The sequence below is a fragment of the Natrinema salsiterrestre genome (genome assembly GCF_029502005.1).
In the GTDB taxonomy this organism is placed as follows: domain Archaea; phylum Halobacteriota; class Halobacteria; order Halobacteriales; family Natrialbaceae; genus Natrinema; species Natrinema salsiterrestre.
Genome location: NZ_JAMQOT010000001.1, coordinates 771,470 through 798,369, shown reverse-complemented (window position 1 = coordinate 798,369; position 26,900 = coordinate 771,470). Strand labels below are relative to the sequence as shown.

Genomic DNA, 26,900 nt, shown 5'->3' with positions numbered 1-26,900 from the left:
CCGATCAGACGTGTTCGTCGAGGAAATCAGCGATCTCGGAGTACGCCTCGATGCGGTTCTCGAGCTTCGAGAAGCCGTGGCCCTCGTCCTCGAAGATCAGTTTCCGGACTGGAACGCCCTGTTCGGCCGCCTTCTCGGCGATCTGTTCGGCTTCGCCGACCGGGACGCGGGGATCGTTCTCGCCGTGGAGGACGAACAGCGGCGCTTCGATCCGTTCGACGTTATTGATCGGTGAGATCTCCTCGAGGAACTCGCGGTCCTCGGCGAGCGAGCCGTACTCCGCCTCGCGGAGTTCACGCCGCCAGTCGCCCGTGTTCTCGAGGAACGTGACGAAGTTGGCGATCCCGACGACGTCGATCCCGGCGGCCCAGAGGTCGGGGTACTCGGTCAGCGCGGCGAGCACCATGAAGCCGCCGTAGGAGCCGCCCTTGGCGGCGATTCGATCGGGATCGACGGCCGGGTGATCTCGCAGCCACTCGACGCAGGCACGGATGTCGGCGACCGAATCCATCCGGTTTTCGACGTCGTCGAGGCCGGCGTAGTCGGAGCCGTAGCCCGACGAGCCCCGGACGTTCGGTTCGAAATAGGCGTAGCCCCGGTCGAGGAAGTACTGCTTGACGCTCGAGAACGAGGGGCGGCGCTGGCTCTCGGGACCGCCGTGGATGTCGACGATGACCGGCGTTGCTCCCTCCTCGTGGTCGTCGGGAAGGGACAGAAAGCCGGGCACTTCGAGTCCAGCGTGGGACTCCTCTGGAGTCCCACGAGCGGACGGGCTTCGCCCGTCAACGCCGAAGCTCTCGACGCTGACGAGTTCGGAGCCGCCGAACGACTCGCGAGGGATGCCCGCGGTGGGCGCGTTCGTCCACCGGTTCGCGTCGCCGCTCTCGAGGTCGACGACGAAGACGTTCGTGTTGACCGTATCGCCGGACGTCGAGAGGGCGAACCGCTCGGCGTCGGGGTCGAAGCTCACGCCGCCGGAGATTCCGCCCGGCAGGTCGGGCTCCGGAAAGGTCTCGAACGCCGTCGGGTCGTCGGTGTCGAACTCCCCGACGGTCAATTCGGTGTAGCCCTCGACGTTCCGCGAGCAGACGAACCGGCCGGTGTCGTCGTCCAGCGCGATGCCGTCGACGTTCCATCCGTCCCCGTCGATTACGGTCGCCACGTCGCCGCTGTCAAGATCCAGATAGGCCAGATAGAGGGTGTCCGCCTCCCCCACGTCGGTTACGAGATAGATCCCCTCGCCGTCGGGTGCCCAGCTCGCGCTCTGGTAGCGGACGTCGCCTTCGTGAGGCGTGAGGTGCTCGAGGGCCGGTTCGTCGGCCTCGAGGTCGAGGACGTACAGATCCTGGTCGAAGTTGGAGTAGGCCTGCGAGACGAGCAGGCGGGAATCGTCGGGGCTCCAGCCCGACAGCGAGAGCCAGCCGTCGCCCTCGTAGACGAGCTCGGCTTCTTCGCCGGTCTCGTCGCGCCCCTGCACGTAGACGTCGAAGACGGACTCGTCGCGGCGATTCGACGTGAAGGCGAAGCGCTCGCCGTCGTGGCTCCAGCCGCCCCAGCGGTGTTTCGCGTCGGGCATCTCCGTGAGGTTCTCGATCGCGCCCGTCTCGGCGTCGAGGCGGAACAGCTGTGCCCGTTCGTTGCCGCCCTCATCCATCCCGAAGATCAGTTCCGGCCGCTCGGGCGACCACGATGCGAAGCTCACCTGCTCGTCGTAGAAGGTCCGCTGCTCGGGCCAGCCGCGTGGCTCCTCGAGGGTCCAGACCTGCGAGGTTCCGGTCGTGTTCATCAGGAAGGAAAGCCGTTCCCCGTGGGGTCCGAACGAGGCCCCGTAGGCGCTGCGGACGTTGAGATAGCGCTCGATGTCGTAGCCGCTCATGACTGGGCCGTACGGACTCGAGGGAGTAGTCGTTTCGGTCCGTTCGATCGCCGATTCGGGAGTTGTCGGGGAGGTGCCTTCGGTCCCCGCGGTCGACCGAAACAGGGAGGGTTTTTACCCTCCCGCTCGCATTCTGCGAGCAGATGCACGTCGCGTTCGTCTCGTTCGAAACGGCTCATCACCGCGACACCGAGACGAACCGGCGGTTTCGGACCGTCCTCGAGCTCCTCTCAGAACGCGGTCACGACGTTCACTGTTACTGCGCGGGGTTCTGGGCGGGGGAGGAGGCCACCTTCGAACGCGACGGAATCACCTATCACGCGGTCTCGAACGCCATCGAGGCCCGGGGTTCGTTCCTCCTGCGGCTGCCGTTCGTCCTCGCGGCCGCGAATCCGGACGTGATCCACGTCAGCGCGGAGCCGCCGAGTCAGGTCACCGCAGCCAAGTGGGGCGCGAGGCTGTCTCGCTCGCCGCTCGTCCTCGAGTGGTACGGCGACGGCGGCGTCCTGAATACGCGATGGAGCCGGTTCGCCACGGGTCGGCCCGACCGGATCGTCACACCGTCGGAGCTGGTCGGGACGTGGGTCCGGGAACTCGGCGCGAACGGCGAAATTGTCGAGACGATTCCGAATCCGATCGACTGCCAGCGGATCCGGGACGTCGAACCGGGCGCGGACGTCGACGTGATCTACGCCCGCCGGCTCGACGACGGTGCCAACCTCGAGAGCCTGCTGTTGGCGCTGGCCGAACACAGAGGTCGCGACTGGGAGGCGAAGATCGTCGGCGACGGTCCCGAGCGGGAGGCCTACGAGGAACTCGCGAGCGACCTCCGGATCGCGGATCGCGTGACGTTCGCGGGCGATCTCGATCTCGAGGAACGGATCGCGGCCTATCGCGGAGCGCACGTCTTCGCGCAGACGGCCGACCACTGCGTCTTTCCGACGGAGATGCTGTGGGCGATCGCCGCCGGTTGTGTGGGCGTCGTGGAGTACCACGCGAACTCGAGCGCCCACGAACTCGTCGAGGGCTGGGACCGCGGGTTCCGGACGACCAGCGAGGACGAACTCGCGGCGGCGATCGTCGAGGCGGGCGACCTCGAGCACCGCACGTACGACGAGACGTTCGAGGAGTACGACCGGTCGGCGGTGGGTGAGCGGTACCTCGAGCTATACCGGACGTTACAGGACGAACGCGGCGTTCTGTAGGAATCCGACACCGACCGGTCCGTCGGTCGGAGATGGATATATGTCGGTCCGGAATAGAGTTCGGCTATGGACGATGACTGCGAGTTCTGCCAGATCGCGGCCGGGGATCGATCGGCACACGTGCTCCACGAAGACGACCGAACGATCGCGTTTCTCGACGAGAACCCGGCCGTGACGGGCCACAGCCTCGTCGTTCCCCGGATTCACGAAGACGACGTCGTGATGATCGACGAGTCGACGTCGGCGGCCGTCTTCGAGACGGTTCGGACCGTCGCGCGCGCACTGGAGACGACGCTCGAGCCGACCGGGTTCAGCGTGTTCCACACGAGCGGGCCGCTGGTCGGGACCGTCGATCACGCACACGTCCACCTCCTGCCCCGGTTCGACGACGACGACGTGACGCTGTCGCTGTCGCGCGACCGCCTAGACCCGGACGAGGCGGCGGATCTTCGAAATCGGGTTCGAGAACAGCTCTGACTGCGACGCGAGGTCGTGTATCGATCGCGACTCGACACCGGGATCGCGGCTCAGAGATCGAACTTCGCGGCCGCCGTCTCCATGTCCTTGTCGCCGCGACCCGAGAGGTTCACGAGGATGGTGTCGTGCTCGCCGGCCTCCGCGAGCTCGATCGCGCGAGCGATCCCGTGGCTGGACTCGAGCGCGGGGATGATCCCCTCGGTCTCGCTCAGTTCGCGGAAGGCCGCGAGCGCCTCGTCGTCGGTGACGCCCGTGTATTCACAGCGGCCGACGGCCCGAAACATGGCGTGTTCGGGGCCGACGCCGGGGTAGTCCAGTCCCGCCGAAACGGAGTGGACCTCGACGTCGTCGTCGATGACGCGCGTCTTCATTCCGTGGATGACGTCGTCGGTCCCCTTCGCCAGCGGGGCCGCGTGTTTGCTCGAGTCGGCTCCCTTCCCGCCGCCTTCGGCGCCGTAGAAGTCGACGGGATCGTCGCGGAAGGCGTGGAAGAGGCCGATCGCGTTCGAGCCGCCGCCGACGCAGGCGACCGCGGCGTCGGGCAGGTCGCCCGTCCGCTCCTGCATTTGCTCGCGGGCCTCCCGGCCGATGACGCTCTGGAAGTCCCGGACCATTCGCGGGAACGGGTCGGGACCGACCACGCTGCCGACCAGGTAGTGAGTGTTCTCGACGTTCTCGGCGAAGTCCTCGAGGGCCGCGTCGACGGCGTCGGCGAGCCCCTCGTCGCCGCGGGTGACCTCGTTGACCTCGGCTCCCATGAGCCGCATCCGGAAGACGTTCATCTCCTGTCGCTCGACGTCCTTCTTGCCCATGTAGATCTCCGTCTCGAGGTTGAGCAGGGCACCGACCATCGCGGTCGCGGTGCCGTGCTGACCGGCCCCGGTCTCGGCGATGAGGCGGTCGCGACCGGCCCGCTTCGCGAGCAGGGCCTGCCCGAGACAGTTGTTGATCTTGTGGGCCCCGCCGTGGAGCAGATCCTCCCGCTTGAGGTAGATGTCGGCCCCGTAGCGCTCGCTCAGGTTCCGCGCGTAGTACAGCGGCGTCGGTCGCCCCGCGAACTCCTCGAGCAGGCCGCGCAGCTCGGACTGGAACTCGTCGGCGTTCGCGACGTCGTCGTAGGCCGTCGCGAGCTGCTCGAGCGGCTCTCGAAGCGGTTCCGGTACGTGTCGCCCGCCGTATCCCTCGAATCCTCCGTTTTCCATACGCCGGTGAATTGCCCGCTCACCGTCAAATAGGTTCGTGCTACCGGCACCACCGGCCCGACACCGCCGCACCCGATCGGCGAACACCGTGACGAGTACCTCGCAGAGATCGGCGATGACTAGCTCGAGACGGCTCCGTTCACCGATCGACGCTTCCGAGGACGATATCGAGACTGCCCAGCGACGCGATCAGGTCGGCGACGTACTCGCCTTCGGACAGCTCCGGGAGCGCCGAGAGGTTGTGGAAACACGGGCTCCGGATCTTGAACCGGGCGGGCGAGTTCGAGCCGTCAGCGCGGATGTAGATCCCGAGTTCGCCCTTCGCGCTCTCGACGGCGCGGTAGGTCTCGGTCCCGGCGTCCGGTTTCAGCGTTCGGGGGACGTTGCTCTGGACCGTCCGCTCGTCTTCGGGCCACTCCTCGAGCAGGTCGAGACACTGCTCGATGATCTTCGCGGACTCCTCGACCTCGCGGAGGCGGACGAGGACGCGCGCGTGATTATCGCAACTGTCCTCGGTGACGACGTCCCACTCGAGGTCGTCGTAGTAGCCGTAGGGGTCGTCCCGGCGGATGTCGTACTCGATACCGGAGCCGCGGGCGACGGGTCCGGTCACGCCGTAGCTCTTGGCGACTTCCGGCTCTAAGATGCCGGTGTCGATCGTGCGGACCTGAAAGATCTCGTTGCCGGTCAGCAGGTCGTGATACTCGTCGACCTTGGCGGGGAGTTCGTCGAGGAAGTCCCGACACTTCTCGATGAACTCCTCGCGGGGTTCGGGGAGGTCCCAGCAGACCCCGCCCAGCCGGAAGAAGTAGAACATCATCCGCTGGCCCGTGAGGTCCTCGAGGATGTCCTGAACGACCTCGCGGTCGCGCATCCCGTACTGGAAGATGGCGGTGAAGTCGCCGTAGACGTCCAGCGCGAACGTCGAGACCGCGAGGAAGTGACCGAGCATGCGCCCGAACTCGGTGGCCATCGTCCGCAGGACCTGCGCGTACTCGGGGACCTCGATGTCGGCGATGTCCTCGATCGCGCGTGCGACCGCCCACTCGTTGGGGAGGTTCGCCGTGTAGTCCCAGCGGTTCGAGTACGGGATGATCTGGTGGCGATACGTGCCGTTCTGGCACATCTGCTCCTCGCAGCGGTGGAGGTAGCCGATGTCGGGGTCGACGTCCACGACCGACTCGCCGTCCAGCACCGTCTCGAGGTGGAGGACGCCGTGGGTCGCCGGGTGGTGGGGCCCGATGTTGAGGAACATCGTGTCCGACTCGGCGACGCGGTGATCCGCCTGAATCGGGTTCGCGTGTTCGGTGTAGCTGACGACCTGCGGTTTGTCCTGGTCGTAGTCCAGCGCGAGCGGGTGTCCCTGCCACGATTCGGGGAGGAGAATGCGACGGAGATCGGGGTGGTCCGCGTACTCGATCCCGACGAGGTCGTAGGCCTCGCGCTCGTGCCAGTCGGCCGTCCGGAAGACGGGTTCGGCGGACTCGCAGACGGGATCGGAGGTCGGCAGCGGGACGACCAGCGTCACCTCGTGGGTCCGCCGGTCGTACTTCGTCATGTGGACGATCGACTCGTAGCGGTCCTCGTACTGCTGGGCGGTGAGACAGGAGAGGTGATCGAACCCCGCTTCGTCGCGCAGCAGCGAGACCACCTCCTGGACGTCGTCCGGACGGATCACGAACGCAGGCGCGTTCTCGTGGTCGTCCCGGCCCATCGCGTACTCGCCGAGGAGGGCCTCGAGTCGGGCCTCGTCGACGCCGTCCTCGCGGCGGTGGTCGTACTCCGGATCGATGCCGATGCGTTCGCGCTCGGGTTCCGAATGCTCACTCATTGGACACCCTCCTAACGCCAGTCGGTGGCGCGTCCCGATACCCTACAGGTGACGCGGAAATGAGGGTTTTCCCGCGTTAGCGTGACTGTCTCCCGAATCGAAACGCCGCTCGCAGATGGGATTCACGGCTCGTGATCGGCCTCGACGCGACACGCGTGCCCGGGTCGATCTCCGTCGGACGGCTCCGCTCGAGCGGAATCGTTTATGTGGTCGGTCGCACGTAACGTGCATATGGCTCGAGGAATCGGCTGGTTCGACGCGTTCCGCGAGGTCGCCCCGGAGTGGGTCGTCGTTGTGCTCGGGCTGGTGACCCAGCTCGGTGACGTCTGGTTTCTCAGCGCCCTCGTCGGGGCGCTCTACGTGTTCGAAACCGGAAATCGCGACGGGATCGCCGCTATCGCCGGGCTCCTGCTGGCGGGGCTCTCGCTCATTACGGGACTGAAACACCTCTTCGCGCTCCCGCGGCCGGAGCGCGTCCTCGTGGAGGTCGGGGCGCTCCCGGAGGCTCTCCACCCGCTGTACGAGGCCACTGCGACGGCGACCGGCTACGGCTTTCCGAGCGGTCACGCCCTCATGTCGACCATCGTCTACCTGAGTCTGGCCGAGTACAGCGGCGTCAGTACGCGCCGCCGTCGATACCTCGGTGCCGCGGGGCTCGTGACGGCCGTCTGCCTCTCTCGAGTCGGCCTCGGCGTCCACTATCTCGTCGACGTCGTCGCGGGCGTCGGCGTCGGCGTGACCTTTCTCCTCCTCGCGTGGGGGCTCCTGAACCGCTATCCGACCCACCGCGGTACGCTCGGGTTCAGTCTCGCAGTCGTCGTCGGCGCGGCTGCCCTCGTTCCGAGCGGGATGGACGCCGACGCCCTGCTCCTCTTCGGCGCGTCGCTGGGCGCGCTCGCCGGCTGGCAGCTCGCCGCCCTCGCTCGAGCGCTGGACGCGGGCCGCGGCCCGATCCGGGAGGACCGCCCGCTCACCGCGAGAGTCGCCGTAATCGCCGTCGCTCTCGTCTCGCTCGTCGCGCTCATCGGTCTCTTCTGGCCCACCGTGATACTCGCCGGCAGCGGCGCGCTCGGGCTGGTCGTCGCCGCGGTCGTCGCCGCCTCCGAACGCTATCGATCCGGGCAGGCCAGCGGTATCTGAGCACATTCGTCCGCTCGTTCCCGAGAGGCGCACCTCCGAGTCGGGGATGAGGGGGCGACGGATTCCCGTTACCGGGGTTCGGCGCTGACCGCTCAGTCAGTAGCCGGCGGGGGAGTTCCGCTGCGGGCCCGTTCGAGCAGCGACACGGCGACGGGTTCGATGCGGCTCGAGTACTGCATGAGCGACGTGCCGAGAATACTCATCACGAGGACGTAGCCGACGGTAAAGGCGTAGATCGTCTGGGCCGTCTCCGCTGCCATGCCGCTGCCGGCCCCGGAGAGGGCGAGGCTCGCGATGATCAGCGAGAACTCGCCGCGGGTGGTCATTCCGAACCCGACCCGGAGCGAGCGGCGGTCGTCGAGGCCGTATATCCGTCCGCCGAGGTAGCCGCTCACGAGCTTCGTCGGCGTCGTCACGATCACGGCGGCGACGATCATCCCGAGAATCGAGAGCGTGAACAATCCCGGATCGGTGACGAGCCCGATCCAGAAGAAGAAGATCGCCGCGAACGCGTCTCGAAGCGGCTCGAGCAACTGCTCCAGGTCGTGGACGTGATCGGTCGAAGAGAAGGCCATGCCGACGAAGAAGGCGGCGACGGCCTCGCTGACGCCCAGTGCGAGCGCGATCCCGGCGACGAGGATCGTGACGCCGAGCGCCCGGACGACGACGAACTCGTTCGTGTCGGCGTCGAGAAAGCGCTGAAAGAAGCCGGTTCCGAACGCGACGAGCCCGAGCAACGCGACGATGAACCCGACCGCGATCCCGATCTGTCCCGCGGCTTCCCCGACGTCACCCCCGCCCAGAACCAGCGCCGACACGATCGCCAGATAGACCGCGATGAACAGGTCCTCGTAGACGAGCGTGCCGAGCATCGGTTCGGACTCGTCGTTGGCGATCCAGCCCAGGTCGATCAGCGATTTCGTGATGATCGCGCTCGAGGAGATGTAGACGATGCCCGCCGTCAGGAAGGCCGCGAGGAAGCCGCCGAAGACGAGATAGCCGAACACCAGCCCGATACCGAAGTTGATGACGAGATCGACGGACCCCGCTTTGCCGATCCGGTCTTTGCTCGCGATCAACCGGTTCAAATTGAACTCGAGGCCGAGGAAGAACAGGAGGAGGACGATCCCGATCTCCGCGCCGACGACGATGAAGTCGGTTTCGCCGAGCGCGAGCCCGCCGACTGCGGCGAGGAGATCGACGCCGCCGATCGCCACCTCGGGAACGGTGACGGCGACCCCACCGATCCCGACCTCGCTGCCGGCGAGCGCGGGGAGCTCGCCCAGTACGTTCGATCCCAGCAGGACGCCGACGACGATGTAAAACGGGATGACCGACTGATCGATCCGACTCGAGAGGATACCGGCGAGGGCGACCGCGGCGAAGAGGATGCCGACGTCCACGAGCGCGGTTTCAGTCGCCACTACCGCTCACCTCGGACGGGAACATTTGTCGCAATCACTCGTCGAGTCCGGCACCGAGCAGTGTTTCGAACTGGGCACAGTCCTCGCGGTCGCCGATGACGACCAGCGTGTCACCGACCTCGAGGACCGTCTCCGGCGTCGGCGGCGAGATCAACTCCTCGCCGCGCTGAATGGCGACGACGGAGATGCCGGTCTCGTCGCGGATGTTCGCCTCAGCGAGGGTCTGGCCGGCGACCTCGGCGGTCTCGGAGACGCCGTACCACTCGAGGTAGGTGTCGTCGGCGAGCATCGTTTCCACCTGTTCGGCCTGCACCGGCTGGAAGTACGCCCCTTCCAGAATCGTGCCGATCTTTCGGGCCAGGCGATCGGACGCCTCGAACACCTTCTCGCTGTCCGCGTCGGCGTCCGCTTTCAGGTACACTTCCCGTTTCCCCGTGTTGTGGGTCACGATGACGAGGCGCTCCCCGTCATCGAGTTCGATCTCGAACTTCTTTCCGACGCCAGGGAGGTCGCTCTCGTAGACGGTCATACGTCATCAAAGCGAGGGCGCGACAATAAATGGCGTGTCCCGTCGACCGATCGCGTCCGTTTCTGTCGGTGACTCTCCCGACGCCGTCAGCGAACGTGTTACGGGCGTCGTACGCTCCCGATCGAGAGCCGACGCATATTTAAAAGAAAAAGACCGGATAAAACCGGCCACTTAATCTATCAGAGGCGCTATCGACGGTGACTGGAGGACACCAAATGCGCGAACTTCGGGACATCGAGGGACTGCACCCGCGCGATCTGACGCAACGGCAACGACTGTTAGTGGTATTCGTGGTCGGTCTCGCTTCGGTCGTCCTCTTCTACACGGTCGTCTACAACTGGGGAATGCGAGCGCTCGAGAATCGCCCCCAGTCGATCTTCCGGTCGTTCCAGACGGTCGTCGAGACGATGACGACGACCGGCTTCGGAGCGGATGCGCCCTGGGAAACGCCGGTGATGAACGTTCTGATGGTGTCGATCCAGGTGACGGGCGTCATCATCGGGTTCGTCACGCTGCGCGTCTTGGTCATCCCGCTCTTCGAACGGACGCCGCTGGACCTCTCCGACCGCCTCACGACCAAGAACGACCACGTCGTCATCGCGGAGTACCAGCACGATACCGAGTTGCTCCTCGAGGAACTCGAGGAACTCGATATCGACTACGTCCTCATCGAATCCGACGAGGAGGAAGCGAAGCGGCTCTCGGACGACGGCTATCAGGCTATCCATGGCGATCCCGAGGAACGGGCTGACCTCGACCGCGCGACGATCGAGCGAGCGTCGCTGCTCATCACCGACGCCGGCGACGAAACCGCGAGTATCGTCCTGACGGCGCTGGAGGCCAACGAGGACCTGCGGGTGATCAGTTTCACGGAGTCGACGCGCCGCAAGGCGGCGCTCGCCGAAGTCGGTGTCGACCGTAGTATCGCCCCGCACGCGCTGATCGGCCAGCGGCTGGCGGAGAAAGCGACGACGCCGGTCACGGTGCCCGACCGAGCCGACGGCGACGAGGTCGACGTCCGGGAGATCCTCGTCCGGCGGGATAGCCCGCTCCACGGCGTCAGAGTGCGCGACTCGCCGGTCGTGAACCACCCGAACCTGACGCTGGTCGCCGGGTGGTTCGACGGCGAGTTGCACCTGCCGCCGTCACCCGACGACGAACTCACGCCCAACACCGTGCTGGTCGTCGCCGGACCGAGGAGCGAGATCGACGAAATCACGGACGAGATCGCGGGCGCCCGGTCGCGGCGCATCCGGGCCCCCTCGAAACTCGTCGTCGCCGGTTTCGGCGAGGGCGGCACCGCGGCCGTCGACGCGCTCTCGGCGGATGTCTCGGTGACGACGATCGACGAATCGGCGGAACGCGATCCCGACGTCGTCGGCGACGTCACCGAACCGGAGACGCTCACCGAAGCCGGCATCGACGACGCGTCGGCCCTGATCGTCACCGTCGGCACCGATTCGACCGCACTGATGACCATCGCCATCGCCCGCTCGCTCTCGAGCGACGTCGAGATCCTCGCGCGTATGACCGATAGCGAGAAGACGAGGGCGGCGTTCAGAGCGGGCGCTGACTACGTTCTCTCCATCCAGCAGGTGTCCGCTCGACTGGTCGCGGCGGAGGTCCACGGCGAACAGGTCATGTCGCCGACGAATCAGATCCGCCTGATTCGGTCCGACGCGGCGCCGTTCGCCGGTGAGTCGCTGAAGGACGCCCGTCGCAATCCCGAGCGGGGATGGACCGTGATCGGCGTCTCACGCAATGGAACCGTCCATACCGACGAGCAGACCACTATCGAAGCCGACGACAAAGTGATCGTCGCGGGGAGCGACGACGCGATTCAGGAGTTCGAGCGAACGGTCACCACCTCGTGACTGCAGGGCCACGCCGCTGCAGCGATTCCCCGTGGAGTGTCTTGGCTGCGGGTTCGACGAAGGGGCCGGATACGTGAGCTGTCTCTCCTCGACTGACGAGAAGAGTGAGGAGGAGACGGAACGTTCACCCGGGAGGGAACGGTGGAGTCGGAGACGTCTCCGAACCGTCCCACTCCGTTCGGATTGATCACGACAGTCCGGTTCCGTCGGTCGGTGACCGGTGCGAAACTCGGAGCGGAGTCCGTACTCTCGCCGGCGAGTCAGCGGTCACTCTCGTCGGACTCGTCGTTCCCCGTGGCGTCTTCCTCCCCCGCGGTGTCTCCGCCGTCCGATTTGGAATCGGACTCACCCTCGTCGGGCGGCTCGACTTTCATCTCCGAGGCGTCCTGCGCGGGACTCTCTTCCGGCTCCGTATCCGCAGTCTGGGTCGGCTGGGCCTGTTCGGGCGTCGGCCCCGTCGCCTCGCTGGTTTCGTCGGCCATCGCCGAATCCGAGACGTCGATCTCGGTCCCCTCGGCGTCGGTCTCGCGCCGTGGATCCGTCTCTTCCGACTCGTCTAGTGTCGGTCCCGACTGGGTCGGGTCTTCGTCCGGCTCGTCGGTAAAGTTCGGTTCCGAATCCGCCTCCGACGCGGCGTCGATCCCCCGTTCGTCGGAAATCTCGCCGTCGGCTCCGATCTCGGACTCTCGGCCGGAATCGACCCGCTCGGCGGCGGCACTGGCCTGATCCGACATCTCCTTCCCCTCGGTTCCGCCTTCGACGTCCGGGTGACTCTCCCGCGACGACTCGTCGCTCGAGCGACGCCTGTGAAGGCCGAACCCGACCAGCCCGCTGCCCGCGATCGCGAGCGGAATCGCCCGCGATCGGTCGGCGGCCAGCGAACGGATCGCGGCGGCGAGCAGGAGCCCGCCGCCGAGCAGCGACACCGTTTCGCTCCCGATCGCATCGGACGCCACTGTGGCGATCCGTCCGGTCGGTACATCCATCGATTCGAGGTCCTCGATCTCGGTGACTTCGCCCAGTGTACTCTCCGTCGGCGCGTCGGTCTCGTGGTTTGCAGTCATGGAAACCCTCCGAGCGACAGTGCCGGTGCCTGTGCTCGAGTCGCCAGCGGTCGGGCTCGGGAGCCACCGGGACACCGGCGTCCGCTCACGACGTGTACGATCGGCGGCCGGATGAAGATTCGACCGGCAGGAGACGACCCGGTACGACGCCGGCGTCTCCGCCGTCCGCCGAGCGATATCGGATAGTACCGCAATCGGGCGTCTTCGACGCGAAATCGGCGGGTGAATCCGAATAGGGGCCTGCATACTCCGGGCCGATGACCTTCCCTGTCTGCCGTGGAAGTACGGTACCAATGTCGGACGCTAACGGACGTGACGACGAGTCACATAGTACCGTGCGGAACGTCGTTCTCGTGGTTCTCGATACCGCCCGGGCGAAGAGCGTCGGGATGCAGTCGCTCCCGACGGATCGCCCCGCGTCAGGTCCCGCCCGCGCCGGGACGGGAGCCGCCCCGGGCGGGCGAACGGCCTCGAACGACGGATCCGCGGACACACACCCGATGCCGACGCTCTCGCGGCTCGCCGAGGACGGAACTGCGTTCGAGAACGCGTTCGCGACCGCCCCCTGGACGCTGCCCTCTCACGCGTCGTTTTTCACGGGCACTTACCCCTCCGAGCACGGCACGCACGGCGGCCACACGTATCTCGACGACGAGTTGCGAACGCTCCCAGAGGCGTTCGGCGACGCGGGGTTTCAGACGGTCGGCGTCTCGAACAACACCTGGATCACCGAGGAATTCGGCTTCGACCGCGGATTCGAGCACCTCCGCAAGGGGTGGCAGTACATTCAGTCGGACGCGGACATGGGCGCCGTCGTCCGCGGCGAGGACCTCAGGGAAAAGGTCGCAGCGACCCGGAACCGACTCTTCGACGGCAACCCGTTCGTCAACGCCGCCAACATCCTCTACAGCGAACTCCTGCAGCCGGCCGGCGACGACGGCTCCGACCGTTCGGTCGGCTGGATCGCCGACTGGCTCACGAGTCGAACCGACGACCGCCCGTTCTTCCTGTTCTGTAATTTCATCGAGCCCCACGTCCGGTACGACCCGCCGCCGGAGTACGCCGAACGGTACCTTCCCGAGGGTGCTAGCTACGAGGCGGCGACCGCCATCAGGCAGGATCCCCGGGCCTACGACTGCGAGGACTACGACATCTCCGACCACGAGTTCGCGCTGCTCCGGGGTCTCTACCGGGCCGCGCTCGCATACGTCGACCACCAGCTCGGCCGGCTCCGCGCCGCGCTCGAGGCCGCCGACGAGTGGGAGGACACCCTCTTCGTCGTCTGCGGCGACCACGGCGAACACATCGGCGAGCACGGCTTCTTCGGCCACCAGTACAACCTCTACGACACGCTGCTCAACGTCCCGCTGGTCTGTCACGGCGGCCCGTTCACCGACGGGGGACGACGCCGCGACCTTGTCCAGTTGCTCGATCTCCCCGCGACGCTGCTCGAGACGGCCGGCGTCGACGACTCCGAACTCTCAGAACAGTCATCGAGCCGCTCGCTCCATCCCGACTCCACTGCGGCGTCCCGAGATGCGGTCTTCGCCGAATACGTCGCTCCTCAGCCCTCGATCGACCGGCTCGAGGCTCGCTTCGGTGAGATCCCCGATCGCGTCCGGGCGTTCGACCGCCGGCTCCGAGCGGTTCGCACGGCCGACTACAAGTACGTCCGCGGCGACGACGGGTTCGAGCGGTTGCACCGCGTTCGGACCGATCCGTTCGAACGGACCGACATCAGCGACGCGGAGCCGGCGCGAGTTCGAACGCTGCGGCGGCGACTCGAGGACCGATTCGAGCCGCTCGCCGAGGCCGACGCGTCGGACGAACTCGAAATGCGCGAGGGGACGAAAGAGCGGCTGGCGGATTTGGGGTATCTCTGAGCGTTCGACGGGATTGCGCTCGAGAACTGTCGACTCGGTGCGGCGCCAACCGCGGTCGAGTCGAGTTGGCAGCGGTTACCAGCTGGACGAGCTAGCCTGTTCGCCACCGTCGGCGAGTTGCCGATACGCGCCGACCAACACGGCGATCTGAACCATCGTCAGCGATCCGAACATGATCGCCGATAGCACACCGCCGACCGTAGGGGCGAACATACTGGTGAGAGTGGTAATGAGATACCCGACGACAAACACGCCAAATACGATGACACCGAGACCGAAGAGGTGAAAGCGATTTCCGGACGTGAGCTCCCAACTCCGCTTGAGTGACTCGATGACGCCGGCGTCTTCGATGATCACCACGGCGTTGGCGAAAATCAGACTCACAGCGAGAAATATGCCGGGGACCAAGAAGAATATCGATCCGATCCAGACCGCCAAGACGGTGATGATCCCGACGATGAGCGTTACACCGACGGTTCGGACGAGCCGCCGGGTGTGGTCGGCCGTCGGAATGCTATCGATGTCCGCGTAGATCGCTCGCATCGCCACGACACTGAGCACGGAGCCGACGACAACTAACAGCACGAGCAGCCCGCCGCTGATCGAAATCGGAAGGTCGAGAGCGAACGGCAAACTCCGCAACACTTGTTCATTGGCGGCTGAGTCCGGGAGTAGTCCGATGAAGAACGACTGGAAACCCACCTGTGCGGCGAATTGGAAGAGGACGTACGTGGTGAGGAGCACGGCCCCGCCACGCGTTGTTAGTCGGTCGAACCCGTAACTGATCGCACTCCAAATATTGAGTTTAGAGCTCATAGGATTGAATCAATGCTAACATCATATATTACTGTTGTTTCGACGGGTTTGGTCAGTTGATCGATTCGGATCGTCTGATCGATCGTACCGTCCGACGATTTGGTCGAGCATATCAAACGTACACGTATCCATGCGGGGAGGTTTCCGACGGCGGTCGGAACGGGCTCCCGTGTCCTCGAGTGACTCCTCCGACGCGGCGTCGTTTCCGTTCCCGCTCCAGATCGAGTACGACGGGCCGGCCGACAGGCTGCGCGTCGCCGTCGACGTCGACCCCGCTCCCCTCGAGGACGTGACGGTCGAAGTCGGCTCGCGCCGCCTCCGGATCGCGGTCGACCGCGACGACGGGACCGCCGAGCGGACCCTCACGCCGCTTCCCGCCGGGCTCGTGGTCGGTGACGACTGCGAGGCGGTCTACAACAACGGCGTGCTCAGCGTCTCGCTCGAGACCGTTCCTCGAGGGTGGTAGTCGGAGTGTCGCCGTCGGGGCCGTGCCTGCAGCACGTTTTTGCTCGCCAGTCCGATAGGATGACTCGAGCAGGTGCGGGGGTTCGACCAATGGCTACTCAGGACGCGCGTTCCGGCGACGGCTTCCTCTCGTTCTTTCGGCGCTATACCCAGACGTGGGTTCACGCGGTCGCAGCAGCAGGACTGACCGCGTTCGGGACGCTCACCATCTTCCACCGCTGGTTCATCGTCCTCGCGCTCGCCTCGTACGTCGTGCCGCCGATCGTGCTGTACGTCTGGGGAACCCCACCGGACCGAACCGACGGCGAGTCCGCGCCCGACCGAAGCCGCGACGCGACGACGGACGATCGACCGCCGGAGACGAACGCCGGGTCGCTCGAGGGCACTCCCACCGGGAATCTCTCCGAGACCGATGACACGCCGGCCGGTAGCGATACGATACCCGACGGAGAGCGAACGGACGTCTCGCCCGACCTCGACGATGCAGGTCTGATCGAGCAAGAACCCGAGGAAGACCGACCCGTCGGCTGGCAGCTCGTCGACGTCCCGACCGAAGCGACGCTCCGGGACGTCTGCGTGACCGAAGCCGGAGCGGTCCACGCGGTGGGTGAGGACGGACTGGTTCTCACTGGCGAGGCCACGGGCGGCGGCAACGGAACCGAAGCGTGGGCGATCACCCTCGAGGATGGGCCGGCCGCCGAGGGTGAGGAGCTTCACGGGGTCGACGCGACCGCCGAGGGCGAGGCGATCTGGATCGCGGGCGACAGCGGTGCGGTGGGTCGGCTCGAGGCCGACACGGGACTCCACACTGACTATACCGCCCCCGCCGACATCACCGACAACTGGCTGGGGGTCGCCGTCGGCGGGGCGAACGACGACGAGACGGTGTTGCTGATCAACGGCTCCGGCGCAGTCCTCCGGGGCCGCTACCGCGACGGCGCGATCTCGTGGGACGACCCGGTCACGCCGGGGAGCGGCTCGAGCCTGAGCGGCGTCGCCCTCGCCGACGCGTCGGTCGGCTACTGCTGTGACACGAACGACGGGGTCTTCGAGACGACCGACGGCGGGACGTCGTTCGATCGCGTCGGCCTCGAGGATGCCGGTGGCACGCTCGAGACCCTCGCGACGCTGGGACGGGGCGACTGTCTGGTGAGCGCTGACGACGGCGTCGTGCATCGCTACGGTGGGTCGACGTGGACGCCCGAACGGGTCGGCGAAGGGGCGATCTGCGGCCTCGCTCGACGGGAGGGGGAGACGATCGCCTGCGACGCGGACGGCGTAATCTACGAGCGAACCGCCGCGGGCGACTGGGACGACGTCGAGACGCGCGCGCCGGAATCGCTCATCGCCGTCTCGGTCGATCCGGACGGAAATCGGGCGGTTGCGGTCGGCGAGGACGGGACCGTCGTCGAACGCTCGTGACGCGACCCGTCTCGCGGCTCGAGCGGACGCGGGGTGGCGGCCAGACGATCCCGGCGGCTCGCAGTTCGGCGAGCAGTCCGATCGGTCACTGTTATGGCCGTCGAACCCACAGCTATCACTGTGAGCGATCGACACGCGGGGAGCGATCGGGACGACCGCTGTCGGCTGTGTGGGACGCCGCTCCGGGAGACCGACGGCGAATCACCGTCGGCCGGCTTCTGTTCGACCGGTTGTCGAGACGTGGCCGCCGAGTTCGGAACGAACGCCGACAGCGGGCCCGACGACGGAACCGACGGAGTCACCGTCGCGGACGACTCCCGTCCCGGGGACCGACCGACCGACCCGCAGGCGACCGCTGCGACGGACGGCGAGGAGCGACGAAACGGGACCGCCCGGACGTTCTTCCGGATCGACGGGATGCAGTCGGCGATCGACGAGACGTTCCTCGAGTCCGTCGCTCGGGGCCGCGACGGCGTGACCGACGCCGAGGCGAGTTACGTCACGGAGACGGTCCGGGTGGATCACGATCCCGACCGGCTCTCGACGGCCGAGCTCGAGGACGCGCTGAGTACGGTCGGCTACACGGCGTACTTGCGAGAGGAGGCGACCGCCGACGAGGAAACGGGCGGCACCCGGCGCTCGCGGGAGATGACCGGGCTCCGGAAACGGCGGTCGGAGGACATGCTCGAGATGCGCTACGTCGTCGGCGTCGTCTTCGGGACCTTCCTCCTGTTGCCGTTCGTGGCCGTCCTCTACCCGATGTTCCTGACCTCGTTTACCGACTGGGGCGCGATTTCGCACTTCGAGGGCGCTTTTACCGGCTTCAGCGGGCCGCTGTATCTGCCGCTCTTTCTCGTCGGAACGGGGGCGATCCTCTATCTGACCGGGGGTCCGCTCCTGCGGGGCGCGTACGTCAGCCTGAAGCTGCGACGACCCACGACGGACCTGCTCGCGGCGCTAACCATCGTCAGCGCGTACGCCTACAGCGTCCTCGTCTCGGGACTCGGACGCAGCGATCTCTACTTCGATCTGACGATCCTCGTGGCCTCGCTCGTGATGGGGGCGATCTACTACGAGGCGACGGTCAAACGCCGGGCGACGGACCGGTTGACCGACCTCACCGTCTCGCAGGTCGATACGGCTCGGCTGTACGCCGCCGACGGATCGACGACGGAGATCCCCGTGAGCGACCTCGAGTCGGACGATCGGCTCCTCGTCCGCGAGGGAGAGCGAATCCCCGTCGACGGCCGGCTGGCGGAGGGCGAGTGCGCCGTCGACGAGGCCGTGGTAACGGGCGAGTCGCTTCCGGTGACGAAACGCGAGGGCGACGAGCTGGTCGGCGGGTCGGTCGTGACGACCGACGCGGCGATCGTCGACGTCGGCGAACGGACGACGAGCAGTATCGAGCGACTCACGCGGGTCGTCTGGAACGTCCAGAGCGCGGACCACGGCGTCACGCGGCGCGCCGACGAGTTCGCCGCGACCCTCCTGCCGGTCGTCCTCGCCGCTACAGTCGCGGTCGGCGCGGGCTCTCTCCTGACCGGCGCGAGCGCGACGACGACCGTCCTGGCCGCCCTCGTGACGATCATGGTCGCGAGCCCGTGGGCGCTGGGCTTCGCGACGCCGTACTCCGTCGCCGCGAGCCTGCAGGAAGCCCTGGAGCGCGGGATCGTCGTCTTCGACGAGACGGTCTTCGAGCGGCTCCGCGCGGTCGACGTCGTCGTCTTCGACAAGACCGGGACGCTCACGACCGGCGAGATGACTGTCCGCGAGGCCGACGCGCCCGACGACCTCCTGGCGGCGGCGGCCGCCCTCGAGCGGCGGGCCGCCCACCCCGCTGCGGCGGCGATCACGGCGGCGTTCGACGGTAGCACGGACGAAGACGGTCGGCCGGCTCGAGCGGACGGCGGCTCGGCCGCGGCCGATGGACTGACGGTTCGAGACTTCCAGGCCCACGCGACCGGCGTCGAGGGCACCGTCGACGGCCGGTCGATACTGGTCGGTCACCCCGACCTCTTCCGGGAGCGGGACTGGGCGCTCGAAGACGGCCTCGAGTCGCGGATCGATCGGGCGCGCGAGGCCGGTCGGCTCCCGGTCGTCGTCGGTCGAGACGGGGCCGCGGAGGGGATCGTGATCGTCGGGGACGAACCGCGAGCGGAGTGGGACGAGACGGTCTCCGCGCTGTCCGACGACGGAATCGACGTCGTCGTCCTGACGGGCGACGACGGGACGGCGGCCGACGCCTTCGCTCGGCATCCGGGCGTCGATCACGTCTTCGCAGGGGTCTCGCCGGACGGGAAGACGGCGGCGGTGGAACGGATGAAGACCGACGGTCGCGTGGCGATGGTCGGCGACGGAACGAACGACGCGCCCGCGCTCGCCGCGGCCGATCTGGGCATCTCGCTGGGCAGCGGTACCGCGCTGGCCGCCGACGCGGCCGACATCGCGATCGTCGACGACGACCTCGCGGCGGTCGAGAAGGCGTTCGCGCTGGCGAGGGCTGCACGCGGTCGGATCAGGCAGAATATCGGTCTCGCGTTCGTCTACAACGCGATCGCCATCCCGGCCGCCGCACTCGGTATCGTCAACCCGCTGGTAACGACGGTCGCCGTCGTGGCGGGGGCGCTCCTCATCGTCGGCAACGCGGAACGGTCGCTCGTCGACTGAGCGGTCGTTCTCACCCTTCGTTTGCAGTCGCCGCCTCGTCCCCGAGCGCACCCCAGGAGACGGTTCGGCCGACGCGGATCGAGAGAAGCGGGCGCGACTCGAGATCGTGATCGGCGTACTGGTCGTACTTCGACTCGAGAGCGCGGACGGCGTCGAAGCGGACCGATGCGTCGGGGTGGTTGGCAGCGATATCGGGCTCGAGGATTCGGGCGCGACCGCGGACCTGTACCCACGCGAGGCGCGACCAGTCCTCGCGGTAGCGATCGACGAGCAGCGTTACCGTCGGATTCGACCGAATGTTCCGCACGCGCTGGAGTTCTCGAGTCGACTTCGGTTTCTCGTCGATCGCCGATACGAGCCGGGTGTGGTCGCCGTCACCGCTGTTCTCGTGGACCGACCCGTTCGCGGCTGCCGACTCTGGCGAAGCGCTTCGCTCGAGGAACGCGAAACAGATCGGGACCGCGTGCGGTCGCCCCGCGTCGTCGACGGTCGCCAGGGAAGCGACGCGGGCTCGCTCGAGGAAGACGTGCTCTTCGGGCGTCACGGGCTGATATACGGCGGCGCGGGGGAAAGGGGTAGCCCTAACGTCGCTGTGGTGGAGTCGTTCCGGTACGACAAACTACTCGGGCCAGCGTCACCCATCCACGTTCGGATGACTGATCGGATGAGTCGCCGCCGCGCGTACAGCGCCGTCGTGGTGGGGACGATCGGCTACACCTGCCTGATGTTCATCTGGTTCTCGCTGCCGGCGTATCTCTCGACGATTATCGACGAACTCGGGCTCTCGGGCACGCAGGCCGGCGTGGTCGCCGGGGCGGTGCCGCTGACCTACATCCCGATCGCGCTGTTTACGGGACTGGTCGTCGACCGCGTCGGACCGGGCCGGAGCCTCGCGGCCGGCGTGTTGATCTACGGTATCGCGCAGGTCGGTCGCAGCTTCGCGGTCGGCTTTCCGTCGCTGCTCGCGGCGACGCTGCTGATCGGCGTCGGTGCGACCGCGATCACGTTCGGATTACCGAAACTCGTCTCGGTGCTGTTTCCGCCCGAGGAGACCGGCCTCCCGTCCTCGATCTACCTCGTCGGAGCGTCGGCCGGCACGGCGAGCGTCTTCGCAGTCGGCCGGCCGATTCTGGGACCGCTCCTGGGCGGCTGGCGGGGCCTCTTCCTCTGGAGCGGGATCGTCGCGATCGGCTACGGCCTCCTGTGGTTCGTCGTCGCGTGGCGATTGGGAATCGACGCGCGCAATCGCGCGGCCAACGACGCCGATGCGGCGGACTCGTCGCTCTCGCTCGCTGCGATCCGCCGGGATCTCACGCTCGTGTTGACACACCGCGAACTGCAGCTCGTGGTCGTCGTCGGCACGATGTACCTGCTGATCGCCCACGGCATGCAGGGGTGGCTCCCGACGCTGCTCGAGGCCCGGGGCTATTCCCCGGACCGGGCGGGACGGACGACGAGCCTGCTCGTCGCCGCCAACGTCGTCGGGGTGTTGACGGTCCCCGCGGCAGCCGATCGGTTCGGCGCTCGCCGGACCGCGCTGTCGGTCTGCGGGCTGGTCGCCGGGTTCGGTATCTCGGGCGTGATCGCGACCGATATCGGCCTCCTGTTGCTCGGGAGCGTCGTCGTCACCGGGTTCGGCTTCGGCGGGCTCTCGCCGCTCATACGAGCGATCCCGCCCGAACTCGAGGGTATCGGCGCGCGACTGACCGGCACAGCCGTGGGTTTCATCTTCGCCGTCGGCGAGATCGGGGGCTTCCTCGGTCCGGTCCTCGTCGGGACCTTGTACGATCTCACGGGTTCGTACGCGCCCGGTCTGGGGATTCTCGCCTCGGGCGGACTGGTAGTCGCTGTCGCCGGCGGTGTCTTGCGGTTTCGGTACGGTTGATTGACGGAGTCTTACCGAGGGGCGGACGTAGCTATTTGCGGTTCCGTTGCCCGACCCCGTTCTTGCTTGTGACGCAATTCGTTTCCTATCGTGCACCCACAGACACTCGCGAGTAGCCACATCGAAACCGGACGCGGACGACGCGTCACTCCTTTGTCCGTTCGCGGAGTCACACCCGCGTATGTGGCAGGGGGAGAGCTACTGGCTCGTTCGGGTCGTCTTCCAGCGGGGGCTCGCGCTGCTGTACCTGCTCGCCTTCCTGGTTGCAGCCAACCAGTTCCGACCGCTGGCCGGCGAAGACGGGTTGTTGCCCCTCGAGTGGTACGTCGACGGCGTCTCGTTCCGGGAGCGACCGAGCCTCTTCTATCTCGTACCGACGGATCGGGCGATCGGGATCACGGCCTGGATCGGCGTCGCGCTATCTGCGCTGGCGCTGGTGGGGGTACCGTACTGGCTTCCGACGGACCTCGCGACGCCCGCGTCGATGGTCCTCTGGGCGACGCTGTGGATACTCTATCTCTCCTTCGTGAACGCCGGCCAGACGTTCTACGGCTACGGCTGGGAGTCGATGTTATGCGAGACCGGCTTCCTCGCGATCTTCCTGGGTTCGGGGCCGGTCGCACCGCCGTTCGTCGTCATCGTCCTGCTGCAGTGGGTGCTCTTCCGCAATATGTTCGGTGCGGGGCTGATCAAGCTCCGCGGGGACGACTGCTGGCGGGACCTGACCGCGCTGGACTACCACTACGAGACCCAGCCGATCCCGAACCCGGTGAGCTGGTTCGCTCACCACCTCCCGGATCGGTTTCACCGCGTGGAGACCTTTGGCAACCACGTCCTCGAGTTGCTGATCCCATTTCTCTACTTCGCGCCGCAGCCGCTGTCGGCGCTGGCCGGGCTGGCGACGATCGGCTTTCAGGGCTGGCTCGTGGTCACCGGCAACTTCGCGTGGCTGAACGCGCTGACGATCGTGCTGGCGATTCCGACGTTCAGCGACGGCGTGCTCGCGTCCGTGCTCCCGATCTCCGCGCCCGCGACCGCCCCGACGCCGCTCTACCTCGAGGCCGCGGCGATCCTCCTCGCCGTCCTCGTGATCGCACTGAGCGTTCGCCCGGTCAAGAACATGCTCTCGGAGCGCCAGCTGATGAACACCGCGTTCGATCCGCTCCACCTGGTCAACACCTACGGCGCGTTCGGCTCGGTGACGCGAGACCGGTACGAGGTCGTCGTCGAGGGGACCACCGAGGACGAGATTTCGCCCGAGACCGAGTGGCAGTCTTATCGCTTCAAGGGGAAGCCGACGGATCCCGAACGTCGGCCGCCGCAGGTCGCGCCCTATCACCTCCGCCTCGACTGGCAGTTGTGGTTCGCCGCCATGTCGCCCAGCCCGCGGCGGAGCCCCTGGTTTCTCCGGTTTCTGGTGACGCTCCTCGAGGCCGACGACGAGACGCTCGATCTCCTCGCCGAGGACCCCTTCGACGGGGAGCGGCCGACGCACGTCCGCGCGATCCGGTACCGCTACCGGTACACGACGCCCGAGGAACGCGCCGCGAGCGGTCGCTGGTGGTCCCGCGAGCGCGTCGGGACCTACGTCCATCCCGTCACGCTCGAGGAGTTGCGGGGTCGCGGGCCGCGATCGCGGTAATTCGGGCGGCGTACGCTCAGCCCTCGTCGGATCCCCGGCGCGCCGGCGGCGTCTTCGAGAGGTACGTCCCCCAGCGGTCGCGGTTGTCGGCGATCCACCGATAGGATCGTTCGCGGAAGCGCTCGTAGTCCTCGAACTGTCGGAGGAACTCGACGACGTCACCGGCGGGCTCGGCCACGTCGGTGCGGACGACCGCTTCTTCGAGCGAGGCCCCGCAGGAATAGACGCCGTCGTCGGCCACCAGGTGCGAGCACTCCTCGTAGTTCTCGGGCAACCGCTCGCGCAGGTCGTCGGTGAGGTCGCTGAAGCCGACGATGCGGAGGGCCGTCCGTTCGTCGAAGAGGTCGGCCCACCACGTACAGAAGCCGCAGTCGTCGTCGTAGACGAGTATCGCGTCGGTCATACTGGTGTCAACGGGCTCGAGATACAAACGCTTGGCTCGAGCGTGGCCGGTGAGAGCTACAGCCGACTCGAGCGGCGGGATACTTGGGTCGGGGCGACGAACGGACGTCCATGGAGCGGTTCGTCCAGCTGATCGTCGCGGGCGGCGTCGTCCTCGTCGGCGCGCTCTGGCTCGCGGCGCTGGTCGAGTACGGATCGGTGGTGTGGTTCGGCGGCGTCGTTCTCGCACTGCTCGGAACTGGTGCTGTCCTCGCCGGGATCGTCAGCCAACTCGAGTCGGTCGGAATACCAAGTATCGACATGTGAGTAGTGTTCTGCCGATCAATACGGTTCGTGAACTCACGTTCAAAAGCAACAGTAGGTCTAATATCGTTCGCGACGTAACTGCGTGTAGAGACACCGGCGCTCGAGCATCACAAAGGTTTAATTGTTCAGTGGAGGAACCGATATCCATGCCTGAATACGTCGATCCAGCTGTCGAGCAACTCCGCGAGAGTACCGCGGAAACGCCGGTAACGCTGCTGATCGGCGCGGCTGAGGATCGATCGGAACTCGAACGAGCCCTCTCTCGATTTGACGTTACTATCGACAGCACTATTGGCAGGACTGCACTTCGAGTGCAGACGGCGGAGGCCGTCGTTGATGACCTCTGTGAACTCGACGCCGTTTCGTCGATCGAAGTAGACCACGACGATGTCGAGGTCCTCCACGAGGGAAACGCGAATTCCCGCCAGCGTGTGATTCGATAACCGAATTGCGCCGCTTCGTTTTCGAATCGTATCTCCACACGCTCAATGCGGCGGCATCGGAGAACGGCGGATCGCTTATCCGAGTCGGTGTCGTCGATTCGGTATTCTCGCCGTCACCGGTGTTGAAATCCGCGTTTTCTATCAACCGCCGCGAGAACTATATTGCAACTGAACTCGGTGATACGACGGGGCACGGCTCAGATGTTCTCGAAATACTCGGCTATTTTGCCCAGAACGCGGAGTTCAACCTCTATCGAGTAATCGCTCGAAACGGGAAAGCGAAACGGAGCAATATAGCCGACGCGGTCGCGGATGCGAGTCAGCACGGAATCGACCTCCTGAACCTCTCCGTCGGCGTCTTTCACGCGCGAGATGAGGACCACGACTGCGGCGGAAACTGTACGATCGCGAGTGAAACGAAGCTGGCGATCGAAGCCGGAACGACCGTCGTCGTCGCAAACGGAAACCGCGGTTCGGACGATACGAAGGCGTCACACTTCCCTGCCCTGATCGACGAATCGATCGGTGTCGGTGGGTTCGTTTCGCGCTGTACTGCACCCCTTCTGGATCATCGCGACTCGGGCCAATATTGGATTCGGTCGTCCGAACTGGACGGTCCGTATTGCGGTCAGAGAGGGTGTGAATCGTCGCGATCGTGCTCCGAGCATCGATTCGAACAGCCCTGGCGAGGGAACGTTTCGTTCCACAACGCTGCACCGGACGTTCTCGCTCCCGTCCATACCCCTGTTAGAACCGATACCGGACCGCTCTTGCAGAAGGGAACGAGCTTCGGAACGCCGGTCGTCGTCGGACTTCTCGCGTGTATTCTCGGCGACCTTCTCGAACTCGGTGCCCGTCCCTCTCCGTCAGCGATTCGAAACGCTGTCCGTACTGGAGCGACCGAAATCGACGAGGGACCGATTCCGAAATTCGACGCCCAAGAGACGTGGTCGCTTCTCGAGACTGAGCGGTACGAGTAGGGTAATCGGTTCATCGGTGATCGGTCAGTTCGATTCCGGTCGCCAGAACATTATTCAGACCAGTGGCGAATGCTGAGCTATGAGTAGCGCGGCCCGGTCGCTGTCGGAACCGCAGGTGCTGGCCCACGCGAAGCGGCGGCTCTTCCCCGCGGACGACGAGTCGACCGCCTACGCGGTGGCCGACACCCAGTTCTCGAGGGACGAGTGGCTCCCCGGCCGTCCAGTCGACGCGGCCGTCCGGGACTGTCTGGCGCCGTTCAACCACGTGCAGATCGGCGGCGGCTATCCGGATCTGGTGGGCGTTCGAACGCTCGAGTCGGATCTCCTCGCCGTCGAGCGCCTCGGCGACGAGCCGCCGCTGATCGCCATTGAGGCGAAGGGGGTGACGAGCGACGGCGTCGATACCCAGCGCGGGATCCTGCAGGCCTACGACCGGCTCCACGAGGCCAACGCGGCCTACCTCGCCGCGCCGGCGGCGTCGATCTCCGAGACCGATCGGACGCTCGCGCGGGAGCTGAACGTCGGCGTGCTCGGCGTCGATTCCGCGGGGGACGTGGACCCGCTCGAGATCCCCCGCGTCGTCGGCAATCGGACGACGACGGAGGCGACTGCGCTCCGGTTTCAGGCCGGCGCGCAGGGAGTCGCGGACGCGTCGTTCGGCCTGAACCATCCGAAGAACTACCTCGGCTATCCGCTGGCCCACTACGCGGCCGGGGACACCGAGACGTTACTGTCAGAGTACAAGGTCGTCAGCGCCGTCGATAGCGCCCGGCAGGGAGCCGAATTCCTGGGGTTGATTCGGGACGGCATTCGTTCCGAGGGCGTCGAACTGACCTCGCTCGGCGAGGAAGTCGTCCGGTTCGCGACGGCGCGCTACGGGTCCGTCGAGGCGGCCCTCGAGGAGTTCGAGACCTGGTACCGATCGGGAAAACGGTTTATTGATTTCGCGCCGGCGTGGGGCCAGCTGGCCCGCCGCGTGCTGTTCGACTACGAGGCGACGGAGCTGCTCGTCCGCGAAATCCAGCACATGCACGAGGACGGGATCGCGGAGCCGTCGCTCGTGGACGTCGTGGAGTACCTCCACGAGTTGCACCCGTCGTTTACCGTGGAGTTGTTCATCCGCGGGACCGACGGCGTCCGAAGTCGGGTTCTGACTGCGGACGGCGAGCTTCGACCCGCGGCGCTCGAGGACGGATCAGTCTACCACTCGCCGACGGTGTTTCAACTGAAGGCGATGCTGTACCACTGTGGGATACTCACCGAACGTGGAGCAGAGCCGAGTCGGCTCGAGCCGCTCGAGGACGTCTGGGCGCTTCGGGAGCCGGTCTGAGTTGGTTTGTTTCGGAGTACTCGAGACGCCACCGTGC

Annotated in this window: 23 protein-coding genes; 14 read left to right on the top strand and 9 right to left on the bottom strand. The window is 66.5% G+C overall.

Annotation, left to right across the window (positions count from 1 at the left end; translation table 11 throughout):
• Positions 1-4 precede the first annotated feature (4 nt).
• Positions 5-1,876, bottom strand: coding sequence for a S9 family peptidase (locus NDI89_RS03955; protein ID WP_277520212.1), 1,872 nt, complete (start codon positions 1,874-1,876; stop codon positions 5-7).
• 143 nt (positions 1,877-2,019) lie between these two features.
• Between NDI89_RS03955 and NDI89_RS03950 the strand changes: the two genes are divergently transcribed.
• Together NDI89_RS03950 and NDI89_RS03945 are read left to right on the top strand one after the other, a co-directional pair.
• Entirely contained in the window at positions 2,020-3,081 is a 1,062-nt protein-coding gene (locus tag NDI89_RS03950) for a glycosyltransferase family 4 protein (protein WP_277520211.1), read from the top strand.
• 66 nt (positions 3,082-3,147) lie between these two features.
• Positions 3,148-3,558: an HIT family protein gene (locus NDI89_RS03945; RefSeq protein ID WP_277520210.1), complete on the top strand. Its 411-nt coding sequence runs from the start codon at positions 3,148-3,150 to the stop codon at positions 3,556-3,558.
• A gap of 50 nt (positions 3,559-3,608) precedes the next feature.
• On the opposite strand, the gene trpB is transcribed toward NDI89_RS03945, so the two are convergent.
• Positions 3,609-4,760: a tryptophan synthase subunit beta gene (gene trpB, locus NDI89_RS03940; RefSeq protein ID WP_277520209.1), complete on the bottom strand. Its 1,152-nt coding sequence runs from the start codon at positions 4,758-4,760 to the stop codon at positions 3,609-3,611.
• Between the two features lie 139 nt (positions 4,761-4,899).
• A complete protein-coding gene (locus tag NDI89_RS03935) occupies positions 4,900-6,591 on the bottom strand; it encodes an NADH-quinone oxidoreductase subunit D (protein WP_277520208.1) in 1,692 nt (563 codons plus the stop codon).
• A 231-nt stretch (positions 6,592-6,822) separates the two neighbouring features.
• Between NDI89_RS03935 and NDI89_RS03930 the strand changes: the two genes are divergently transcribed.
• The gene (locus NDI89_RS03930) at positions 6,823-7,731 is read left to right on the top strand and encodes a phosphatase PAP2 family protein (RefSeq protein ID WP_277520207.1); all 909 of its coding nucleotides are present in this window, start codon (positions 6,823-6,825) and stop codon (positions 7,729-7,731) included.
• Between the two features lie 92 nt (positions 7,732-7,823).
• Here NDI89_RS03930 and NDI89_RS03925 read toward each other — a convergent pair whose 3' ends face one another.
• Positions 7,824-9,155, bottom strand: coding sequence for a cation:proton antiporter (locus tag NDI89_RS03925; protein ID WP_277520206.1), 1,332 nt, complete (start codon positions 9,153-9,155; stop codon positions 7,824-7,826).
• Between the two features lie 34 nt (positions 9,156-9,189).
• On the bottom strand, positions 9,190-9,684 hold the full coding sequence (locus NDI89_RS03920; protein WP_277520205.1) for a cation:proton antiporter regulatory subunit: 495 nt from the start codon (positions 9,682-9,684) through the stop codon (positions 9,190-9,192).
• A gap of 215 nt (positions 9,685-9,899) precedes the next feature.
• Here NDI89_RS03920 and NDI89_RS03915 point away from each other — a divergent pair, with 215 nt between their 5' ends.
• The gene (locus tag NDI89_RS03915) at positions 9,900-11,558 is read left to right on the top strand and encodes a potassium channel family protein (protein WP_277520204.1); all 1,659 of its coding nucleotides are present in this window, start codon (positions 9,900-9,902) and stop codon (positions 11,556-11,558) included.
• Positions 11,559-11,818: 260 nt separating this feature from the next.
• Here NDI89_RS03915 and NDI89_RS03910 read toward each other — a convergent pair whose 3' ends face one another.
• Positions 11,819-12,622: a hypothetical protein gene (locus NDI89_RS03910; RefSeq protein WP_277520203.1), complete on the bottom strand. Its 804-nt coding sequence runs from the start codon at positions 12,620-12,622 to the stop codon at positions 11,819-11,821.
• Between the two features lie 293 nt (positions 12,623-12,915).
• Here NDI89_RS03910 and NDI89_RS03905 point away from each other — a divergent pair, with 293 nt between their 5' ends.
• Positions 12,916-14,505, top strand: coding sequence for a sulfatase (locus NDI89_RS03905; protein ID WP_277520202.1), 1,590 nt, complete (start codon positions 12,916-12,918; stop codon positions 14,503-14,505).
• 75 nt (positions 14,506-14,580) lie between these two features.
• Here NDI89_RS03905 and NDI89_RS03900 read toward each other — a convergent pair whose 3' ends face one another.
• A complete protein-coding gene (locus NDI89_RS03900; protein ID WP_277520201.1) occupies positions 14,581-15,321 on the bottom strand; it encodes a DUF7847 domain-containing protein in 741 nt (246 codons plus the stop codon).
• A gap of 169 nt (positions 15,322-15,490) precedes the next feature.
• On the opposite strand from NDI89_RS03900, the gene NDI89_RS03895 reads away from it, so the two are divergent.
• The 3 genes from NDI89_RS03895 (at position 15,491) to NDI89_RS03885 (ending at position 19,875) form a co-directional block, all read left to right on the top strand.
• Positions 15,491-15,787: an Hsp20/alpha crystallin family protein gene (locus tag NDI89_RS03895; protein WP_277520200.1), complete on the top strand. Its 297-nt coding sequence runs from the start codon at positions 15,491-15,493 to the stop codon at positions 15,785-15,787.
• 89 nt (positions 15,788-15,876) lie between these two features.
• A complete protein-coding gene (locus NDI89_RS03890; protein WP_277520199.1) occupies positions 15,877-17,208 on the top strand; it encodes a hypothetical protein in 1,332 nt (443 codons plus the stop codon).
• Positions 17,209-17,301: 93 nt separating this feature from the next.
• The gene (locus NDI89_RS03885; protein ID WP_307729229.1) at positions 17,302-19,875 is read left to right on the top strand and encodes a heavy metal translocating P-type ATPase; all 2,574 of its coding nucleotides are present in this window, start codon (positions 17,302-17,304) and stop codon (positions 19,873-19,875) included.
• 10 nt (positions 19,876-19,885) lie between these two features.
• Here the strand turns inward: NDI89_RS03885 and NDI89_RS03880 are convergent, their stop codons facing one another.
• Positions 19,886-20,419, bottom strand: coding sequence for a TIGR03668 family PPOX class F420-dependent oxidoreductase (locus NDI89_RS03880; protein WP_277520197.1), 534 nt, complete (start codon positions 20,417-20,419; stop codon positions 19,886-19,888).
• Between the two features lie 108 nt (positions 20,420-20,527).
• Here NDI89_RS03880 and NDI89_RS03875 point away from each other — a divergent pair, with 108 nt between their 5' ends.
• Positions 20,528-21,760, top strand: a complete 1,233-nt coding sequence (locus NDI89_RS03875; RefSeq protein WP_277520196.1) for an MFS transporter — start codon at positions 20,528-20,530, stop codon at positions 21,758-21,760.
• Positions 21,761-21,941: 181 nt separating this feature from the next.
• Positions 21,942-23,402 carry a lipase maturation factor family protein gene (locus NDI89_RS03870; protein WP_277520195.1) on the top strand — a complete coding sequence of 487 codons (1,461 nt, stop codon included), beginning with the start codon at positions 21,942-21,944 and terminating at the stop codon, positions 23,400-23,402.
• A 16-nt stretch (positions 23,403-23,418) separates the two neighbouring features.
• Here the strand turns inward: NDI89_RS03870 and NDI89_RS03865 are convergent, their stop codons facing one another.
• The gene (locus NDI89_RS03865) at positions 23,419-23,805 is read right to left on the bottom strand and encodes a DCC1-like thiol-disulfide oxidoreductase family protein (RefSeq protein ID WP_277520194.1); all 387 of its coding nucleotides are present in this window, start codon (positions 23,803-23,805) and stop codon (positions 23,419-23,421) included.
• 110 nt (positions 23,806-23,915) lie between these two features.
• Between NDI89_RS03865 and NDI89_RS03860 the strand changes: the two genes are divergently transcribed.
• From NDI89_RS03860 to NDI89_RS03845, 4 genes are all read left to right on the top strand, one after another.
• A complete protein-coding gene (locus NDI89_RS03860) occupies positions 23,916-24,110 on the top strand; it encodes a hypothetical protein (protein ID WP_277520193.1) in 195 nt (64 codons plus the stop codon).
• A gap of 146 nt (positions 24,111-24,256) precedes the next feature.
• Positions 24,257-24,553: a hypothetical protein gene (locus NDI89_RS03855; RefSeq protein WP_277520192.1), complete on the top strand. Its 297-nt coding sequence runs from the start codon at positions 24,257-24,259 to the stop codon at positions 24,551-24,553.
• 119 nt (positions 24,554-24,672) lie between these two features.
• A complete protein-coding gene (locus NDI89_RS24035) occupies positions 24,673-25,533 on the top strand; it encodes a S8/S53 family peptidase (protein ID WP_425607744.1) in 861 nt (286 codons plus the stop codon).
• A gap of 79 nt (positions 25,534-25,612) precedes the next feature.
• Complete coding sequence (locus NDI89_RS03845; RefSeq protein ID WP_277520190.1) at positions 25,613-26,863, top strand: hypothetical protein; 1,251 nt, start codon at positions 25,613-25,615, stop codon at positions 26,861-26,863.
• Positions 26,864-26,900 lie beyond the last annotated feature (37 nt).

Excerpts from the sequence above, each read along its gene's own strand:
- NDI89_RS03955 (WP_277520212.1), bottom strand. The coding sequence starts at position 1,876 with ATGAGCGGCTACGACATCGAGCGCTATCTCAACGTCCGCAGCGCCTAC.
- NDI89_RS03950 (WP_277520211.1), top strand. The coding sequence starts at position 2,020 with ATGCACGTCGCGTTCGTCTCGTTCGAAACGGCTCATCACCGCGACACC.
- NDI89_RS03945 (WP_277520210.1), top strand. The coding sequence starts at position 3,148 with ATGGACGATGACTGCGAGTTCTGCCAGATCGCGGCCGGGGATCGATCG.
- trpB (WP_277520209.1), bottom strand. The coding sequence starts at position 4,760 with ATGGAAAACGGAGGATTCGAGGGATACGGCGGGCGACACGTACCGGAA.
- NDI89_RS03935 (WP_277520208.1), bottom strand. The coding sequence starts at position 6,591 with ATGAGTGAGCATTCGGAACCCGAGCGCGAACGCATCGGCATCGATCCG.
- NDI89_RS03930 (WP_277520207.1), top strand. The coding sequence starts at position 6,823 with ATGGCTCGAGGAATCGGCTGGTTCGACGCGTTCCGCGAGGTCGCCCCG.
- NDI89_RS03920 (WP_277520205.1), bottom strand. The coding sequence starts at position 9,684 with ATGACCGTCTACGAGAGCGACCTCCCTGGCGTCGGAAAGAAGTTCGAG.
- NDI89_RS03915 (WP_277520204.1), top strand. The coding sequence starts at position 9,900 with ATGCGCGAACTTCGGGACATCGAGGGACTGCACCCGCGCGATCTGACG.
- NDI89_RS03910 (WP_277520203.1), bottom strand. The coding sequence starts at position 12,622 with ATGACTGCAAACCACGAGACCGACGCGCCGACGGAGAGTACACTGGGC.
- NDI89_RS03905 (WP_277520202.1), top strand. The coding sequence starts at position 12,916 with ATGTCGGACGCTAACGGACGTGACGACGAGTCACATAGTACCGTGCGG.
- NDI89_RS03900 (WP_277520201.1), bottom strand. The coding sequence starts at position 15,321 with ATGAGCTCTAAACTCAATATTTGGAGTGCGATCAGTTACGGGTTCGAC.
- NDI89_RS03890 (WP_277520199.1), top strand. The coding sequence starts at position 15,877 with ATGGCTACTCAGGACGCGCGTTCCGGCGACGGCTTCCTCTCGTTCTTT.
- NDI89_RS03885 (WP_307729229.1), top strand. The coding sequence starts at position 17,302 with ATGGCCGTCGAACCCACAGCTATCACTGTGAGCGATCGACACGCGGGG.
- NDI89_RS03875 (WP_277520196.1), top strand. The coding sequence starts at position 20,528 with ATGACTGATCGGATGAGTCGCCGCCGCGCGTACAGCGCCGTCGTGGTG.
- NDI89_RS03870 (WP_277520195.1), top strand. The coding sequence starts at position 21,942 with ATGTGGCAGGGGGAGAGCTACTGGCTCGTTCGGGTCGTCTTCCAGCGG.
- NDI89_RS03865 (WP_277520194.1), bottom strand. The coding sequence starts at position 23,805 with ATGACCGACGCGATACTCGTCTACGACGACGACTGCGGCTTCTGTACG.
- NDI89_RS03860 (WP_277520193.1), top strand. The coding sequence starts at position 23,916 with ATGGAGCGGTTCGTCCAGCTGATCGTCGCGGGCGGCGTCGTCCTCGTC.
- NDI89_RS03855 (WP_277520192.1), top strand. The coding sequence starts at position 24,257 with ATGCCTGAATACGTCGATCCAGCTGTCGAGCAACTCCGCGAGAGTACC.
- NDI89_RS03845 (WP_277520190.1), top strand. The coding sequence starts at position 25,613 with ATGAGTAGCGCGGCCCGGTCGCTGTCGGAACCGCAGGTGCTGGCCCAC.